Genomic DNA, 18,860 nt, shown 5'->3' with positions numbered 1-18,860 from the left:
CAGCAGATCATGGGCAGCAGGCGGCCTCTGAGCAGCTTGCCAAGAAGCGCCCGGCCTCAGCCGCTGGACAGGGACGAGAAAACAGATAGCCTTGACCGAGATCGCATCCGAGGTCGCGCAGCAGCGCTCGTTGCGCTTGGGTCTCGATACCCTCGGCCACGACCTCGAGCCCCAGGGCTTTGGCCATCGCAATCATGGCCGCCACCAGTGCGCGATCTTCGTCGCAGGCGCACATCTCAGAGACAAAGCTGCGATCGACCTTAATACAATCGATATGGAACCGGCGCAGATAATTGATCGACGAGTAGCCGGTGCCAAAGTCGTCGATATGTAACGCAACACCCAACGCAGTCAAGGCCTCAAGGCGCGCACTATTGATCGGACTGATATCCATCAGGACCGACTCGGTGATCTCCAGATGGAGCTGGCTGGGCGAGAGCTGGAACTGCTGCAAGTAGCCATCAAGGGACTCGATCAATGAGCCCCGCAGCAGTTGCAACGGCGAAATGTTAATCGCGACGGGCACCGTCTTGAGCCCGGCGTCAGTCCATCGCGAAAGCTGTGCACAGACCTCGTGCATGACCCAGTTGCCCAACTCCTCAATCAGGCCAGTATGCTCGGCGATCGGGATGAAGCGCGCGGGCGAGATCGCGCCGAGCTCGGGGTCAGTCCAGCGCAGCAGGGCCTCGAATCCGGCAATCTGCATGCCGTCGATGGTAAACAAGGGTTGGTAGTGGAGCTCGAAGGCGCGCTCGGCGACAGCAAGCCGCAGACGATGCTCAAGCAGAAGCCGCTCGGAGGCCTTGGTGTCTAGCTCGGGAGAAAAGAACCTGTAGGTATTGCGGCCCACCGCCTTGGCGCGATACATCGCCAAGTCCGCACAGCGGATCAACCCCTCGGCATCGGCCGCATCGCGCGGATACTCGGCCACGCCAATGCTGGCGGTCACCACGTACTGGCCGACGCCAAGGTCGAAGGGCCTTGCCGTCTCGGTCAGGATCTGCTCGGCAACGCGCGCTGGCTCATCGTCGTCGAGCAAGCGATCGATGAACAGGAGCAGCTGATCGCCGCCGAAGCGCGCGACCTGCGAGCGTCCCTGTAAGACGTCGGTACCCAGCTCGACCTTGATCCGCTCTGCTAAGCTGCGCAGCAGCTGGTCGCCGCATGCGTGGCCGAGATTATCGTTGATCTGTTTGAAGTTATCCAGATCGAGGACGAGCACGGCGAGACGTTCTCCAGCGTCCTGTCGATCCAATAGATGGGTTTGCAGCAGCTCGTAAATCAGGTGTCGATTGGCAAGACCGGTCAACTGATCCTTGTAGGCCAGATCTTCGATCTGCTTGCGATACGCATCCAATCGCTGCTCCATCTCGCGCACATCGTCGGCAAGCAGGCCCATCTCGTCATTGCTGCTCACGGTGATTGCGGGCGTCAGACTGCCTGCACCAATCGCTTGCGCCGCACCACGCAGTTGAGCAAGCGGCTGAAGCACGAGCCGGCTTAGCGAGATGTAGAGCACCAGGGCCAATAACAGCCCCGAGGCGACCGTGATGGCCGCGATCTTGAGTGCAAGCCGCTGTAGCGGCCGTGACAACGCCTCGACCGGTAACAGCGCAATGGCAGTAAGACCGGCCCCCACAGGGCGTGACTGCAGCAGCCGATCACCGTCGCTCCAAGACAGCCTGATCGGCTCAAGCTGCGGCGCCTCAGCGGCGGCCGCAAGCTTGGCGACAGATTCTGGAAGCACATCCTGATCGGTTGCAGAATCACTAGCGCCGAACAACACCCGACCCTCGCTGGAGACCAACAACAGCCCACCGCGGTTCGGTCGTACCTCGTTGATCTGCGCATAGAGTCGGGCGAGCGAGACGGTCAACGCAATGAATCCCCGCAACCGATAGGGCCCTTGGGTGGCATCGCTGTATTGCGGCGCGAGCTGCACCGGCCGATAAAAGACCAGGCTGTCGTGCACCGCGTCAAGTAGTTGCAGCTCGCCTGTTGGTGGATCACTCAACAGGTCAGCTTCCAGCTCGAAGTTGACCCCGATTGCATCGATCGTCAGGTCTGACGCGCGCGCGTCCTCACGACCATCGGGCAGCAGAAACCTGATCATCAGGTACTCGGGATAAGCCCTACGATAGTCTTGGAAGAGCTTCAGCAACGGCGACTGAAACAGGAAATACCGATCCTGTTGATCGCTGGCTCGCGCGTAACGCTCGGTCTCCGGGGCAAGCGCCAATAGGTCAAGGCTCGCTTGCGCCTGATCGACGAGGTCATCGAGCGTATGCTCGACGCTGTGCAGCGCTCTGTCCAAGCTTCGCTCCGCCTCATGCTTCAGGTCAGCGCCCAAATAGCTCCAGCTGAGCCATCCAGAGGCTAGCAGCGGCAACGCGATCAGCGGCACCAGGGCGAAGGCTAGCTTCGCTTGCAGACGCACAAATCAGTTTCCGTAGACGACCGTGGAGAAGGCCTGGACGCGCCTTCGAATCGCTTCGGGCGGCAGCGGCTTGTAGTGCTCGCAGCGCGTCAGGGTCTTGGCTGCCGGATAGATCAGTGGATCGTTGAGAAAGGCATCAGGCAACAGTGCCTCGGCGGCCCGGTTCGGGGTTGCATAATAGAGGTAGCGAGCATTTTGAGCCGCAATCTCGGGGCGATTAAGAAAGTTGATCAAGGCTGCGGCCAAATCGGTCTCGCCCTGCGCGCCGATCGTCAGATAGTCGATCCAGATCGGCCCGCCCTCCTCGGGCACTAGATAGCGGATCGCATCATGCTGCTCCATCAACATTGCCGCATCGCCGCTGTAGCTCATTGCTGCGACCACCTCGCCGCTGACCAGCAGGGACTCCGGACCAAGATCCAAGGTTCCGTAACCGTACAGCAGCGGCTTCTGCTCTAGCAGCAGCGCGGTTGCCTGATCGAGCTGCTCATCATCGACGCTATTCATTGAGAAACCAAGCGCCTTCAATGCCATGCCGATCAGATCATAACTGTCGGCGATCATCATGATGCGTCCGGTGAGTGCCGCTTCCGGACGGAACAGGTCCATCCAACGCTGCGGCGGCTCCGGCACCAAGTCAGCCCGGTAGGCAATGCCCGTCGTGCCCCAGAAGTAAGGGACCCCATAGCCGCTGGTCTGTGGATAGGCGTGATCGATGGTCGGATCGATGTGCTCCAGATTTGGGACCTTCGCAGCGTCGATCGGGCTTATCCAGCCACGCCGGCGATAGCTTGCGACCGCGCTACTATCAAGCACCAAGACATCAAAGCCCTGGCCATCACCCTGCGCGACGATGCGATCGCGAGCATCATCGCTATCGAAGTATTCAAACTGGACCCTGGCAGCGAAGGTTTGCTCAAAATCGGCCACCACCTCCGGGTCGATATAATCGGGCCAGGTCAACATCCGAAGCTTGCGCACTGGCTCCCGATCGGAATCGGTGACAGCGGAGACCGCATCCTCCGCCAGCGCGGCGGAGGTGAGCCACGCTGACAGGAGCAAGAGACCGCTAAACGGCCGCACCCATTGAGACCAGCGCCCCCCGTACTTGAAACAAGGCCCCATCATCGCCCCTTCATAGGCCCTTCATCGGCGTGCTAACAATAGATCGAGATCAGCATCAATATCCGTAGCCGCCAGTCGTGATGTGCTTGATGACCCCATCACGTACCTCGATCCGGTTGATGAAGCGACGCGGACCGAAGTTGTAGGTCCAGATCTCATAGGGCTCAGTCACGTAATCGGTATAGTAATGCTGCCGCGCCGGGTCGTAGCGCTCCACCGCAAGGCGATCCTGGCGCTGCTCGATCTGCGCAGGCTCTCCACAGAATTGCTTCAGCCGCAAGGTGCTATCGCCTTCCGAAATGACACTGTTGCCGCAGCGCAGCGCTTGGGCTGGCGCTGCAACCAGGAGCAAGCAGCCTAACAGAACCAGATTGCGCATCGATTACCTCCAGTCTTCCCGTAGGTGCTTACTGACAAGGGCTCACCAATGTGGCCTCACCCACAGCACCTCACTCATAACGGACCTCAAGGATCTCAAACTCGCGCTTACCACCAGGGGCCTCGACCATTACTGTGTCACCTTCGGCCTTGCCGATCAGTCCGCGCGCAATCGGTGAGCCCACCGAGATCTTACCCTGCTTGATATCGGCCTCGTCGTCGCCGACGATGATAAAGGTGTGATCTTCATCCTTTTCGATCTCGAGCACGTCGACGGTGGCGCCAAACACCACGCGACCCCCAGGATTGAGCTTGGTCACATCGATGATCTCGGCATTCGAGAGCTTGCTTTCGATCTCCTTGATCCGACCTTCGATGAATCCCTGCTGCTCTCGGGCAGCATGATACTCGGCATTCTCCTTCAGGTCTCCGTGCGCACGCGCCTCGGCGATGGCCTCGATGACGCGCGGTCGCTCCACACGCTTCAATCGATCAAGCTCATCACGCAGTTGGTCGGCACCTCGAGCCGTGAGCGGGACTCTATTCATGCGGGCATCCTCTTACTATGGGGCGTGTCATTGCGCGCCCACTGCATAGGTCGGTCGACACGCGTGCCACAGTAATGGGCAACGCGCGCGATCTGGATAATGGCGTTCTGATCGACAGTCGGGCTAGGGAGCGATGCGCTCGGTGCGATACCGACCGAACGGTTGACGCGCAGAGAAAGAACGTGGGGAAGGCCCCGCCGAGCGGAGCCATACATCAGGTTAGAGACTAACCGCGAGGAGCGGCTCAGTAAAGACTCTGTAACTGGGTAATCTCGAGCATGTCACCGGCCTTAAGCGCGAGACAGGTCGCCTCGGCACCCGCGATGGTGGTGGAGTAGCTGACCTTGTGTTGCAAAGCCGCACGCCGAATCGCCGCGGAATCAGCGATGGCCTCGGCCCCCTCCGTGGTGTTGACGATGAAGCGGACCTCGCCATTCTTGATCATATCGACGATATGTGGGCGTCCCTCCTTGACCTTGTTGATGCCGATACAGTCCATTCCGGCCTCTCGCACGGCGCGCGCCGTGCCATGGGTGCCGTAGAGCGTAAAGCCAAGCTCCAGCAGTTGGCGGGCCACCGCGAGCATCCGCGTCTTGTCGGCATCACGGATGCTGAGCAGGGCCTTGCCCGGGCGTGGCAGCGCCATGCCGGCGCCCTCGACCGCCTTACCGAAGGCCTCGGCAAAGCTGCGGCCGATGCCCATGACCTCGCCGGTCGACTTCATTTCTGGCCCGAGCAAGGTGTCGACGCCGGGGAACTTGACGAACGGGAAGACCGCCTCCTTGACGCAGTAGCGCGTTGGTGCGACCTCCAGCAGCATGCCCTGCTCCGCCAATGTGCGCCCAGCCATGCAGCGCGCGCCGACCTTGGCCAAGGGCACACCCACTGCCTTGGAGACGAAAGGCACGGTGCGCGACGCGCGGGGATTGACCTCGAGCACAAAGATCTCCTCGCCCTTGATCGCGAACTGGGCATTCATCAGTCCACGCACGCCGAGCGCGAGCCCCAGCTCGGTCATCTGCTGGCGCATCCGGTCCTGCAGCGCAGCACTCAGGGTATAGGGCGGCAGCGAGCAGGCCGAATCGCCCGAATGCACGCCGGCCTGCTCGATATGCTCCATGATGCCGCCGATCAGCACCGCCTCGCCGTCACAAACCGCATCGACGTCGACCTCGATCGCATCCTCGAGGAAGCGATCCAACAGCACCGGTGCAGCGTTCGAGACGCTGACCGCAGTGCGAATGTAACGACGCAGATCCGGCTCGTCGTAGACCAGCTCCATGGCCCGCCCGCCGAGCACATAGGAAGGGCGCACCACCAGTGGGTAGCCGATCTCGGCCGCGCGCTCGATCGCCTCGCCCTCGCTACGCGCGGTCGCATTCGGCGGCTGCTTCAAGCCCAGTTGAGTGATCAGACGCTGGAAGCGCTCACGATCCTCGGCATGGTCGATGCTATCCGGCGAGGTGCCAATGATCGGGACCCCAGCGGCCTCGAGATCACGCGCGAGCTTCAGTGGCGTCTGTCCACCGTACTGCACGATCACACCATAGGGACGCTCAGTGTCGACGATGGCGAGCACGTCCTCAACCGTCAACGGCTCGAAGTACAGACGATCGGAAGTATCGTAATCGGTCGAGACCGTCTCCGGGTTACAGTTGACCATGATGGTCTCGAAGCCATCGTCGCGCAGCGCGAAGGCGGCATGGACACAGCAGTAATCGAACTCGATGCCCTGGCCGATCCGATTCGGACCACCGCCAAGCACGATGATCTTCTTCGCGTCGCTTGGCGCCGCCTCGCACTCTTCCTCATAGGTCGAGTACATATAGGCCGTGCTGGTCGCAAACTCGGCAGCACAGGTGTCGACGCGCTTGAAGACCGGGCGAATGCCGAGCTCGCGCCGGCGCTCGCGGATCACCTCTTCGGTCTGGTTGGTCAGCGCGCCCAGACGCCGATCCGAGAATCCACGCCGTTTCAATCCACGTAAGCGCTCCGCGTCTAAGGCATCGAGCCCTTGCACCCTGACCTCATGCTCGATGGCTACCAGCTCGTCGATCTGCGCTAGGAACCAGGGATCAATCTTGGTCAGCGCATGCACCTCGTCAGCCGTCATGCCGGCACGCAGCGCGTCGGCCAGATAGAAGATGCGCTCGGCACCAGGCTGGCGCAGCTCGGTCTGCAACCGGCTCAGTGACTGTGGATCGGACAGGTTCAGGATCTCGTTGAGACCGTCTTTGTCGGTCTCGAGGCCTCGCAAGGCCTTTTGCAGAGACTCTTGGAAGCTGCGGCCAATCGCCATCACCTCCCCGACCGATTTCATCTGGGTGGTCAGATGGGCATCGGCCAACGGGAACTTCTCAAACGCGAAGCGCGGGATCTTGGTGACGACGTAATCGATCGCGGGCTCGAATGAGGCGGGAGTTGCTCCGCCGGTAATCTCGTTGCGCAGCTCGTCCAGGGTATAGCCCACCGCGAGCTTGGCGGCGACCTTGGCGATCGGGAAACCGGTCGCCTTGGACGCCAGCGCCGAGGAGCGCGACACGCGCGGATTCATCTCGATGATGATCATGCGCCCGTCGTCGGGATGGATCGCGAACTGGACGTTGGAGCCGCCGGTGTCGACCCCGATCTCACGCAGCACCGCGAGCGAGGCGTCGCGCATGCGCTGATATTCCTTATCGGTCAGGGTCTGTGCCGGTGCGACGGTGATCGAGTCGCCGGTGTGCACGCCCATCGGGTCCAGGTTCTCGATCGAGCAGACGATGATGCAGTTGTCCTTGTGGTCGCGCACCACCTCCATCTCGAACTCCTTCCAGCCCAGCGCCGACTCCTCGATCAGCAGCTCATTGACCGGCGAGAGATCGAGTCCACGTTGGCAGATCTCCTCGAACTCTTCGGTGTTGTAGGCGATGCCGCCACCGCTGCCGCCCATGGTGAACGACGGCCGAATGATGGTCGGGAAGCCGATCTGGGCCTGGACCTGGAACGCCTCCTCGAGACTGTGGGCGATCGCTGAGCGCGGCATGTCGAGGCCGATGCGACGCATCGCCTGGCGGAACAGGTCGCGGTCCTCGGCCTTATCGCTCGCCTCGCGCGAGGCGCCGATCATCTCGACGCCATAGCGCTCGAGCACGCCCTGCTTGACAAGGTCCAGCGCGCAGTTCAGCGCCGTCTGACCACCCATGGTCGGCAACAGGACATCTGGGCGCTCATGGGCGATGATGCGCTCCACAACCCGCCAGGTGATCGGCTCGATATAGGTGGCGTCGGCCATCTCCGGGTCGGTCATGATGGTCGCCGGGTTCGAGTTCACCAGGATCACCCGGAAGCCCTCCTCGCGCAGCGCCTTGCAGGCCTGGGCGCCGGAGTAGTCGAACTCGCAGGCCTGCCCGATCACGATCGGCCCGGCGCCGATGATCAGGATGCTCTGGATGTCTGTGCGCTTGGGCATGGGCTGTGAAGTGTCCGAGCTCTACTACTTGATATAAGGATGACTGACCAAAGGCCGCCGCGTTACTGGTCCTGGGAGCGCTGGCTCATCATCTCGGTGAAGCGCGCGAACAGCGTCCTCACGTCATGCGGCCCCGGACTGGCCTCCGGATGCCCCTGGAAGCTAAAGGCAGGGTGCTCGCGATGCCGCAGACCTTGAAGCGACCCATCGAATAACGAGCGATGCGTCGCCTCGACCGCAGCCGGCAGGCTCTGCTCGTCAATCGCGAAGCCATGGTTCTGACTGCTGATCATCACCTGGCCCGTCGCCAAGTCTTGCACCGGATGGTTGGCGCCATGGTGGCCGAACTTCATCTTTACGCTCTGAGCACCCGCCGCCAAGCCAAGCAGCTGATGACCGAGGCAGATACCGAACAGCGGCACGTCACGGGCAAGCAGCTCGCGGATGGCCTCGATCGCATACCCACAGGGCTCGGGGTCACCCGGACCGTTGCTCAGAAAGACACCATCGGGTGCCAGCTCAAGCACCTCCGCGACTGGGGTCTGCGGTGGCACCACGGTCACCCTGCAGCCATGGTCGACCAGCAGGCGGAGGATGTTGCGCTGGATGCCGTAGTCATAGGCGACCACATGGTGCCGAAGATGGCTGTGAACCCAGGCCAAGCGCTCGGGGAAGCCCTGCTCCAGACTCCAGGCGCCCTGGGTCCAACGGTAAGCACTGTCCGTGCCCGCCTCCCGCGCCAGATCCATGCCCTTGAGACCGGGAAAGGCAGTCGCCGCGGCAAGCGCGCCCTGCTCGTCTGGGTCTTCGCCGGCGATCAGACAGCCGTTCAGCGCGCCCTTCTCGCGCAGCAGCCGGGTCAAACGCCGCGTGTCGATGTCGGCGATCCCGACCACCCCGTGACGCTCGAGGTAGTCGCTCAGGGTCTCGCGGCGGCGAAAATTGCTGGCCAGCAAAGGGAGATCGCGAATGATCAGGCCGGCAGCCTGGACCCGCTCCGATTCTTCATCTTCGTCGTTGGTTCCCGTATTCCCGATATGCGGATAGGTCAGGGTCACTAGCTGCCGGCGGTAGGACGGGTCGGTTAGGATCTCCTGATAGCCTGTCATCGCCGTGTTGAAGACGACCTCACCGATGCTTTGACCACGGGCACCGATGGACGTCCCGCGAAAGACCGAGCCGTCTTGCAGGACCAATACCGCTGGAATAGTCAACGCAGTCTCCGAGGCAGTCGGTGGTTGCAGGACGCAGCTGATAACCTCATGCGCGCCTGGGACAACGCGCACGCATGCACGTTGTCCGTCGGGCGACATGCCCGACCTGGAGTGGCCGCCCGTTGCGGCCGCGTGTAAGGCTCTCGAGTGGTCTCCAGAGCATCTCGTGGTGCATCTCGTGACATCGAGCGATCCGCAGAGGAGAACCGTTGCGGGTCAGCGGGCACGATCAGCAAAGCGTTCAACGCTTGGATCATGCTGCCCCGCGCAGCTCTGCGTGGCGACGGTGGCGCGCTGGTTCCGATCGCCGAATCACTGCTGTGCAAAACGGACAGGATGTTAGCGAAACCCGACGCTGCTGTCCATGGCCGATGCTGCACCGCAGCAACCCGGTCACGAGATCTGCGACTCAACCCAACGCACAATGGCATTCGTATCCATCGCGCCTGCTTGCCGGGCACGCTCCTGGCCACCGACGAAGATCGCAAGCGTCGGGATGCTGCGGATACCGAAACGCATTGCGAGCCCCTGCTCTTCTTCGGTATTCACCTTAGCCAGCCGAGCACGCGGCTCAAGCTGTGACGCAGCCGCCTCGAAGGCGGGCGCCATCATCTTGCACGGACCACACCATGAGGCCCAGAAATCGACGACCAGCGGGATGTCGCTGCGCGTCGCATGCCGCTCGAAGCTTGCTTGGCGGAGGGCGAACGGGTGACCGTCGAACAGGGCCTGATGGCACTGGCCACAGCGCCCACCGTCGGCGAGACGTTCTGGCGGGAGTCGATTGACCGCATCGCAATGCGGGCAAACAAGGTGCATGGGTGTTGTCATCGGCATGGCTCCTCTGAGGATCTGAGCAAATTGCGACCAGCTGCGAGCCCGGCGGGGTCGGTACCCCCAGAGCTCAGCAACTTGACACAATCGGACAGCGGCAAGCTGATCGGTTGACTGCTTGATTGAGACCTTGCCGACGATTATTTTTCAAGACAACAGCATCTGCCAATGCCGAGCGCCAACACGGCCTACCAGACAGAGAAACAACATGAACGATTCCCCGCATATCGCCGCCGTCACTGCCGCAAACTTCGAGCGCGTCGTCATCCAGGGCTCATTCGAGCGCCCCGTGCTGGTCGACTTCTGGGCGGACTGGTGCGCCCCCTGCCGACAGCTGATGCCGATCCTCTCGCGCCTGGCCGAGGAATTCAACGGTCAGTTCTTCCTCGCCAAGGTCGACACCGAGTCCGAGCAGGCGCTCGCCGCGCAGTTCGGCATCCGCAGCCTACCGACGGTGCAACTGTTCAAGGAGGGCCAGGCGGTCGACCAGTTCATGGGGGCACTGCCGGAGGGACAGGTCCGGGAGTTTCTCTCTCGACACATCAGCCGGGCCTCGGATCGGCTGCTTGATCAGGCCCGCCAAGCGATGACCAATGGCGACCTGACTGGAGCCAAGACCTTGATCGAGCGCGCGGAGCGGGATGATCCGGACAATAGCCGGGTCTTTATCGCCCAGGTCCAGCTGAAGGCGGCCGAGGGTGATGCCGAGGCTGCGCTCGCGCTGCTCGAGCACACCCCTCTGGATCTGGCCAATGATCCGGAGCTGTCGGCGCTGCGCGGACGGCTCTCATTCAGTGCCGCGGTCTCCGGCGCGCCGCCGGCTGACGCCTTGAAGGCGGCCCTAGAGGCCAATCCCAGCGACAGCGAGGCGCGCTACCAATTGGCAGCCCATCAAGTGCTCGCCGGCGACAACGAGGCCGCGCTGGAGAACCTGTTGACGTTACTGAAGCGAGATCGCCAGTACGGGGATGATGCGGCCCGTAAAGGGATGGTGGCGATCTTTGATCTGCTCGGCGGCAGTAGTGAGCTGGTGTCGCGTTATCGGGCGAAGATGTTGAGTAGCCTGTATTGACGTACCGTAGGGTCGAGAAGCCTCCGCTTTGGCCCGAGTCTTGATCACTCGGGGCCAAATCCCAGCACCGGGTCGAACCAGCCAAAACGCACCCAGGGATGTCCTATCCAACGCAACCTCAACGTCGGTTGGCTTGGCGTCGAGCTTGAGCCGCAAGCCGCAACACCCGCAACCGCGAGCAGGTCGCCTTCGAGATCGAGCAGCAACGGTACATAGGGCCTTAGCCACGCAGGAATACCGTTGTGCTGGAACAGAATCTTGAGCCTGCGACTCGGCCGATTTGGTTGTCTGCAACAGAGACCAGACACTGCAAAGCGAACCCTCATGGAAGGTACGTCAGGCAAGGCCGGGGGCGATGCCAATCCCATTGCTGGGCGGGCCGAATCATCGACCTCGAGGCTCAGCATTCCCAAGCCCATTGGCAGCTGCAGCGGCTGCCGCCCATCCCAACTGAGCTCGGTCGCGGGGCGCGGTGGCAAGGGCGCAAGCGCGAACAGATCATCGCGATAGCGACGTAACTCGCAGCTGTCCCAGGCGACCATGGGCTGGGCATCAGCGCGGGCGCGCAGAACCTCACCCAGAATCGTTTCTAGGCGCAGTCTATTCGGCGCTTGAAAGCCTTGCTGAGCCAGCCAGCGCCTCAACACCGCGCGTGCGCGCTCGGGTGCCAGAGTCGACAGGCGCGCAACCGAGAGCGTCCCTGGTCGCAAGCCAGCAACCCTCGGCAGCTGCTCGTCAGCCAAGGCATCGATCAGTGCTGCCGCCTCGGCGCAATGCGCGGCGCTACGGGCGATAGTCGTTGCCGCCGACGGCCAGCGCTGACGTAAGAGCGGCATGACCTGGTGGCGCAGCAGATTGCGGTCAAAGCTGAGATCTTGGTTGGATGGGTCGTCGATCCAGCGCAACCGATGTTGCTCGGCGTAGGCACGCAGCTCGGCCTGAGCGAGGTCGAGCAGCGGGCGCACCAGCGTGCCGGGCCCCAGCGCTGACTGTGCCGGCATCGCCGCCAGGCCATGGACACCGCTGCCACGCAGCAAGGCCAGCAGCAGGGTCTCGGCCTGATCGTCGCGATGCTGTGCGGTGACGAGCCAATCGCCGGGGCCTAGACAGTTGGCGAAGATACGCTGGCGCGCCGATCGCGCGAGCGCCTCCAGACTCTCGCCAGGACCGCGCTCGATCTGGGCCTGGTGCTCGTGATAATCGACGCCGAGCGCATGGCACACCGCGCGACAATGGCGCGCCCAGCTGCCGGAGTCTGGATGAAGACCGTGGTCGATATGGATGGCGCTCAGGGTGAGCCCACATTCAGCACGCAGCTGAGCACAGGCATGGAGCAGCGCGTGGGAATCACAACCGCCGCTATAGGCGACCCAGAGCCGCGGAGGCGTTGACTGAGCGAACAGCCGGCGCAGCCGATCGATCAATGCAGAGGGTGCGGACGCGGCGCCCTTAACTCTTGAACCGACCGTAGCTGCGCAGACGCTGGTAACGCGCCTCGATCATCTGCTCGACCGGCTGACTTGCCACCCGTCCCAGCTCATCGACCAGCACCATCTTCAGTGATGAAGCGGTATCGTCGACGTTGCGATGCGCGCCACCGCGCGGTTCTGGCACCACCGCGTCGACCAGGCCCAGCTCATAGAGTCGATCCGAGGTGATTGCCATCGCCTCGGCCGCGGATTGCGCCTTCTCGGCGCTCTTCCAGAGGATGGATGCGCAGCCCTCCGGCGAGATCACCGAATAGGTGCTGAACTGGAGCATGATGAGCCGATCGCCAACGCCAATCGCCAAGGCACCACCAGATCCGCCCTCTCCGGTCACGGTGACGATGATCGGCACCCGCAGCCCCGCCATCACCTGCAGATTCTTGGCGATGGCCTCGCTTTGGCCGCGCTCCTCGGCGCCAACGCCCGGATAGGCGCCAGGCGTATCAATAAAGGTCAAGATCGGCAACCCGAAGCGCTCAGCCATCTGCATCAAGCGCAACGCCTTGCGGTAGCCCTCAGGTCGGGGCATGCCGAAGTTGCGCTGGATCTTCTCCTTGGTATCACGACCCTTCTGATGGCCGATGACCATCACAGATTGGCCGTCGAGCCGTGCCAGTCCGCCGACGATGGCGCGATCGTCGGCAAAGGCACGATCGCCGTGGAGCTCTTGGAAGCCGTCGAAGATGCGATCGACATAGTCGAGAAAATATGGCCGCAACGGATGCCGCGACAACTGCGAGATCTGCCAAGGCGTCAGCGATGAGAAGATCTGCTCGGTCAGCGCCCGGCTCTTGGTCTCGAGATGCTCGATCTCATCGGCAATATTGATGCCGTCTTCCTCGTCCCCGGGGCCGTGCAGACCAAGACGACGAGCACCCAGGGTCGCACCGAGATGCCGCAGCTCTTCGATCTTGGCCTCGAGCTCGGCGACTGGCTGTTCAAATTCGAGAAAGTTCAGGTCCATGGGGCGAAGATTCTACGTCAAACCGGGCCGCTGTCGACAGCAGGATTTTTCGCGCAAAGGTCAAGGATTGGCCTCGCAGCAGGCAGAGAGCCCGGGGATCAGATATTCTCGGTGGCTAGAATGTCGTCATGTCGATCACCAGCCAGCCGTATGACACCACAACCAGACTCCCGCTACATCGTCCTGATCAGTGTTCACGGACTCATCCGTGGCCAGGAGCTCGAGCTCGGTCGCGATGCCGATACCGGCGGACAGACACTCTATGTCGTCGAACTCGCCCGCGCCCTCGCCCAGCGTGCTGATGTCGACCGCGTCGACCTCGTGACGCGACTGGTCGATGATCCGCACGTCAGCGACGATTATCATCAACCCATTGAAGAGATTGGTCCCAACGCGCGCATCGTCCGCATCGAGGCCGGTCCGGCGGAGTATGTCCCCAAAGAACAGCTTTGGGACTATCTCGACATCTTCGCCGACAACATGCTCAGCTTCCTGCGCGATCAGGCTATCCAGCCGAGCCTGATCCACAGCCATTATGCCGATGCTGGCTATGTTGGCACCCGGGTCTCGAGCCAGCTCGGCGTCCCACTAGTGCACACCGGCCATTCGCTCGGACGCGTCAAGCGACGTCGGCTTCTCGCCTCCGGCGTCAAGCAGGAGGTCATCGATCACCGCTATCACATGGATCGGCGTATCGACGCGGAGGAAGAGACCCTCGGGGCCGCCAGCCTCGTGGTCACCAGCACCAGCCAGGAGATCCAGGAACAGTACGGGCTCTACGACCACTACCAGCCCGAGCGCATGTCGGTGATTCCGCCTGGCACCGACCTGACCCGATTTCATCCACCTGATGGCAGCGAGCAAAAGGCGCCGATCAAGAGCGAGCTGGCGCGGTTTCTCCGCGAGCCCAAGAAGCCCATCATCCTAGCCCTGTCACGCCCCGACGAGCGCAAAAACATCGCCACGCTGGTCGACGCCTACGGCGAGTCGCAAGAGCTTCAGCGCAACGCCAATCTGGTGATCGTCGCCGGCAACCGCGACGATATCCGCGACCTCGATAGCGGTGCCCAGCAGGTCCTGACCGACATCCTGATCCTGATCGACCTGCATGATCTCTATGGCAAGGTCGCCTATCCCAAGCATCATCGGGCAGACGAAGTGCCAGTGCTGTATCAGCTTGCAGCAGCCTCGCGCGGCGTATTCATCAACCCGGCGCTGACCGAGCCGTTCGGGCTTACACTCATCGAGGCCGCCGCCAGCGGACTGCCCATCGTCGCCACCGAGGACGGGGGCCCCATCGACATCATTGGCCACTGCAAGAACGGCATCCTGATCGACCCGCTCGATAAGCAGGACATCACCAAGGCGCTGTTGAAGGTGGTCAGCGACGCCTCGCGTTGGCGCACCATGGTCAAGAACGGTCTTACGGGCGTCAAGGCCCACTATTCGTGGGAGGCGCATGCCGACAGCTACATGCAGGCGATCAAGCCGCTATGGGAGCAGGTCGAGCCGCCGCCGATAGCGCCCGTCGCCCGCCGGCCAATGCTCTATCACGATCGCGCGATCTTCACCGATCTCGACCAAAACCTGCTCGGCGATCCGGATTCCCTGGCCGATTTCCTGCGCCTCATCCGCGAGAACCATAGCTGCACCAGCTTCGGAATCGCCACCGGGCGAAGGCTGGACTCTGCACTCGCAGTGATGCGTCGCTACGGCATCCCCCGCCCAGATGTGCTGATCACGGCCTTAGGCACCGAGATCTACTATGCGCCGCAGCTGACCGCCGACGACGCCTGGGCGCGGCACATCGATCACCTCTGGTATCCGCGCCGGGTGCGGGATGTGCTCATCGATCTGCCCGGAATCGAGCGTCAGCCGAAATCAGAGCAGAGCCGGTTCAAGGTCAGCTTCTACATCGACCCCGAGCACGCACCCTGCCTTGATGAGATCGGCAGCATCCTGCATCAGGCCGACCTCAACGTGCACCTCAACCTCTCGTTCGGCCAGTTCCTTGACGTGGTGCCGGCGCGTGCATCGAAGGGATTGGCACTGCGCTATGTCGCCGATCAGTTCAGCATCCCGATCGAGCACTGCCTCACTGCCGGCGGCTCGGGTGCCGATGAGGACATGATGCGCGGCAATACCCTAGCCGTGGTCGTCGCAAACCGCCACCACGAGGAGCTCTCACAGCTCACCGATACCGAGAGCATCTACTTCGCCGAGCAGCCCTTCGCGGCTGGTATCCTCGAAGCGATCGACCATTACCGATTCTTCGATGCCTGTCGGGTGCCGGTGAAGCCGGAAGACGACAAGTCGCTCGAGGATGGCGATTGATTCGGCGCGGCAATGACGGACCATCAGCGCAATGCTCCGGCCTTTGTGGATCACAGCGTTGTGGATCAACGGGGCCATCGGCACGGGCCGAGCGCGCCTGAGGCTGAAAGCGAGGCTCGCTGCGGCGCGCAACATGAACGCCGCTGCGGTCCTTGGTCATGATGTCAGCGCAAATGGCAGCGATGCAGAGGGCACTGGTCCCCCTCGCCTTCCTGATGCTACTGCTGACAGCCTTGACTGGCTGCAGCACGCTGATCCAGCGCACCGAGCACGGGCGCTGGGTCGAAATCGGCCCTGATACCGCCTTCATACTCCAGCAGCCGATCGATATCCCGCAGGGTCGCGCCCGAGCCTTTATCAGCAACGGCCGGATCAGTCGCAGCAGCGCAAGCTACCGCACCAGCTGCGCACTCGAGGTCCGCGAGATCGCCCGCCAGGGGCGACAACAGATCAGCCCGGGTCGGTTCCAGATCACCCGCGCTCAGCATTATTGGACCGAGGTCGCCGCAAACCTCCAGGCTTGGGGAGTGTTCCTGCAAATTGCTGAGCTCAGCAACGGCGGCGGGCAGCCATTGATCCAAACGGGCTATCGCTTTTGGCTCAAGCGCACCGATGTGCCGGCTGATCAGTTCCAGGAACAGCCGAGCGTCATGCACCTCACCTGCCTCGGCATCCTCGCCGAGCCAGCGCAGGCCTATCCACCGACCATCCGCGAGCTCGAGCAAGCGCTCGGAACTGTTGCCAGACTCCAGCTCTGAGTCGAGCAGGCTGCGAGCTTCTGGCGTTGCATCCCGGCCTCATCCACGCGCTCCTACCATCGGATGCCCAGAGCGGTCGCCAATGGCGTGCTCACCTCAGACTGATGCCGACTCGGCTGGATTGTCCACGAGCATCGATCACAGCAATGGTCGCAAAACCGGGTCCTTCAGGGCGCCAGTAGGTACTCCGGGCGTAGGGCTCGTTCAGGATCGGTTTGCCATTCGCCAGCCACTGAAATGGCGGCGAGCCGTTGCGCACCTTCAGCGCAAGCTGTGCACCCCCGCCCATCCCGAGCTCGAGCCCGAGATCAACGACCGCGCCATCCGGCGGAAATGCGATCTCGAGCCGATCGGCAGACACACCTGAGGCGCTACCGCCGACCCGGCGCAAAGGCACCGGCAGCTCTGCGCTCGAGACCATCAGCACCCCGGGCGGCGGGCCGGGCAGGGCTACGCGGGAATCGAGACGCGCAAGCGCATCACGCAGGATCGGCACTGCCGCCTCGGTCCCGGTCAGCCCGGGTACCGCGGCGCCATCCGGTCGCCCGGTCCAGACGCCGATCACGTGCTTGCCATCGAAACCCAGCGCCCAGGCATCTCGATAGCCATAGGAGGTGCCCGTCTTAAAGGCCACGACGCCGCCGACCTGATCAAGACGCTCGGCACCGGAGAGGATCGACGCTAGATACCATGCGGCGCGGGGCGACAGCACCGAGCGACGCTCAGCCGAGGCACCCGCTCGACCGACAGAGCGCGTCGATCTGACCAGGCTCGATCGGCCGACCAGGTCAACCGACGGTTGCAGACCATCGTTCAGGGTCACCGGCTCGCCACCCCGCGCGATCGCCGCATAAACGCGCACCAGATCGGTCAAGCTGAGACCGATGCCCCCGAGACCAATCGCAAGCCCGGTATCAGCGGCGGAATCCGGAAGGCGCGGCTGCGCTCCTGCCCGATGCAATCGCGCCAACAGCCGCGCTGGCCCGACCTGTTCCAGCAGCGTCACCGCAGGCACGTTCGAGGACTGCTGCAGCGCGGCCCGAACCGTCAGGGTCCCCTGGAAACCGCGATCGAAGTTCTCTGGCACATAGCCGCCAAAGGCCCGTGGACGATCATCGATCAGACTCTCCGGATGCGCCAGACCTAGCTCGAACGCCAGCCCGTAGATCAATGGCTTCAACGTCGAGCCTGGCGAGCGAAGGGCGCGGGTCATGTCGACAAAGCCGCCGCGCTCGTGCTCGAGCAGCCCAGCCGAGCCGACACTAGCCAAGACCTCGCCACTGCCGTGGTCGGCGACCAAGAGCGCGATCGAGACCGCATCCGGAAGTCGGGTGGCATGCTCGGTGGCAAGTCGCTGCAAACTTGCTTGGAGGTCCGCATCCAAGGTCAAGCGATGAGTGTGAGCATTCGGCGATAACGCCAATGCGCGACGCGCCAAATGCGGCGCAAGCATTGGAAAGGCCTGGCGCTGAGTCGGAATCGGCTCGCGGCGGGCGGCAATCGCGGTATCGGCATCGATCAGACCGAGCGCTTCGGCCCGCGCCAAGACCCGATCCCGCCCCCGCCTAGCCGCCTCTGGATAGCGATCCGGCCGGCGCTGCTCCGGCGCTTGCGGCAAGGCCACTAGCAACGCTGCCTGCGCCGGTGTAAGCCGGCCCGGCTCGCGGTTAAGCCAGGCCAATGATGCCGCACGCACGCCTTCGAGATTGCCACCAAACGGCGCCAGGTGCAGATAGGCATCGAGCACCTGCTCCTTGGTCGCAGTTCGCTCGAGGGCCAGCGCCCCGGGCTGGCCGACGCTGTAATGGCCCGCGGCGCGGTTCAGCAGGGGCTGCAGCCAGGGGTCCCGCTCGAGGCGCGGGTAGAAATCCGAGCGCACCGTGGCGATGACCCGAAAGCGCGGGATCTTGGTGGTCGCCGTCTGCAGCAGCCGTCGGAAGGGCGCGACCTCGCCGGCACAGGCCGGGGTGAAGAGCTCCTCCATCTGGTCGAGGATCAGCAGGGACTGCGCCTCCGGCGGTCGGGATGCCAGCAGACGCTCGAGCAGGGAGGCGAACAGCGCCGAGTCCTCTGGGGCGACCCGCAAGCGCTTGCTCTCGGCCCCCGGGTCGATGTGATCGGCGCCGGCGGCGTGGACCAGGCTCGAGACCAGCGCATCGAAGGGTGCCGGACGCGTCGGCAGCATCGCGGCGATCAGCCAGTCCTCGCTGCCCTCCAGGGCCGGCCGGTTCGTCGCTGCCTTGCCCACGGCGAGCCGG

General features: G+C 63.0%; 13 protein-coding genes. 3 read left to right on the top strand and 10 right to left on the bottom strand.

The window, feature by feature from the left end; genetic code table 11:
• Nucleotides 1-7: 7 nt before the first annotated feature.
• The 7 genes from ACY693_RS03945 to trxC form a co-directional block, all read right to left on the bottom strand.
• Nucleotides 8-2,437: a putative bifunctional diguanylate cyclase/phosphodiesterase gene (locus ACY693_RS03945; protein WP_462320530.1), complete on the bottom strand. Its 2,430-nt coding sequence runs from the start codon at nucleotides 2,435-2,437 to the stop codon at nucleotides 8-10.
• Nucleotides 2,438-2,440: 3 nt separating this feature from the next.
• On the bottom strand, nucleotides 2,441-3,562 hold the full coding sequence (locus ACY693_RS03940; protein ID WP_462320529.1) for a polyamine ABC transporter substrate-binding protein: 1,122 nt from the start codon (nucleotides 3,560-3,562) through the stop codon (nucleotides 2,441-2,443).
• Nucleotides 3,563-3,617: 55 nt separating this feature from the next.
• Complete coding sequence (locus ACY693_RS03935) at nucleotides 3,618-3,941, bottom strand: DUF2845 domain-containing protein (protein ID WP_462320528.1); 324 nt, start codon at nucleotides 3,939-3,941, stop codon at nucleotides 3,618-3,620.
• A 70-nt stretch (nucleotides 3,942-4,011) separates the two neighbouring features.
• Nucleotides 4,012-4,488, bottom strand: coding sequence for a transcription elongation factor GreA (greA, locus tag ACY693_RS03930; protein ID WP_462320527.1), 477 nt, complete (start codon nucleotides 4,486-4,488; stop codon nucleotides 4,012-4,014).
• 244 nt (nucleotides 4,489-4,732) lie between these two features.
• Nucleotides 4,733-7,939, bottom strand: a complete 3,207-nt coding sequence (gene carB / locus ACY693_RS03925; protein ID WP_462320526.1) for a carbamoyl-phosphate synthase large subunit — start codon at nucleotides 7,937-7,939, stop codon at nucleotides 4,733-4,735.
• 62 nt (nucleotides 7,940-8,001) lie between these two features.
• Nucleotides 8,002-9,153 (bottom strand): glutamine-hydrolyzing carbamoyl-phosphate synthase small subunit, encoded by a 1,152-nt coding sequence (carA, locus tag ACY693_RS03920; RefSeq protein ID WP_462320525.1) that lies wholly within the window; start codon nucleotides 9,151-9,153, stop codon nucleotides 8,002-8,004.
• 393 nt (nucleotides 9,154-9,546) lie between these two features.
• Entirely contained in the window at nucleotides 9,547-9,984 is a 438-nt protein-coding gene (gene trxC / locus ACY693_RS03915; protein ID WP_462320524.1) for a thioredoxin TrxC, read from the bottom strand.
• A gap of 211 nt (nucleotides 9,985-10,195) precedes the next feature.
• Here trxC and trxA point away from each other — a divergent pair, with 211 nt between their 5' ends.
• Nucleotides 10,196-11,059, top strand: a complete 864-nt coding sequence (gene trxA / locus ACY693_RS03910; protein WP_462320523.1) for a thioredoxin — start codon at nucleotides 10,196-10,198, stop codon at nucleotides 11,057-11,059.
• 44 nt (nucleotides 11,060-11,103) lie between these two features.
• On the opposite strand, the gene tilS is transcribed toward trxA, so the two are convergent.
• A complete protein-coding gene (gene tilS / locus ACY693_RS03905) occupies nucleotides 11,104-12,483 on the bottom strand; it encodes a tRNA lysidine(34) synthetase TilS (RefSeq protein WP_462320522.1) in 1,380 nt (459 codons plus the stop codon).
• Nucleotides 12,484-12,508: 25 nt separating this feature from the next.
• Entirely contained in the window at nucleotides 12,509-13,510 is a 1,002-nt protein-coding gene (locus tag ACY693_RS03900) for an acetyl-CoA carboxylase carboxyltransferase subunit alpha (RefSeq protein WP_462320521.1), read from the bottom strand.
• A gap of 150 nt (nucleotides 13,511-13,660) precedes the next feature.
• Here ACY693_RS03900 and ACY693_RS03895 point away from each other — a divergent pair, with 150 nt between their 5' ends.
• On the top strand, nucleotides 13,661-15,844 hold the full coding sequence (locus ACY693_RS03895; RefSeq protein WP_462320520.1) for an HAD family hydrolase: 2,184 nt from the start codon (nucleotides 13,661-13,663) through the stop codon (nucleotides 15,842-15,844).
• A gap of 215 nt (nucleotides 15,845-16,059) precedes the next feature.
• Nucleotides 16,060-16,602 (top strand): hypothetical protein, encoded by a 543-nt coding sequence (locus tag ACY693_RS03890; protein ID WP_462320519.1) that lies wholly within the window; start codon nucleotides 16,060-16,062, stop codon nucleotides 16,600-16,602.
• A 91-nt stretch (nucleotides 16,603-16,693) separates the two neighbouring features.
• Here ACY693_RS03890 and ACY693_RS03885 read toward each other — a convergent pair.
• Nucleotides 16,694-18,860: transglycosylase domain-containing protein (locus tag ACY693_RS03885; protein WP_462320518.1), on the bottom strand; the 2,167-nt coding region annotated here is incomplete at its 5' end.

The sequence above is a fragment of the Halochromatium sp. genome (assembly GCF_054919635.1).
The sequence above is the reverse complement of the archived record's forward strand: the minus strand, read 5'-3'. Positions and strand labels throughout refer to the sequence as shown.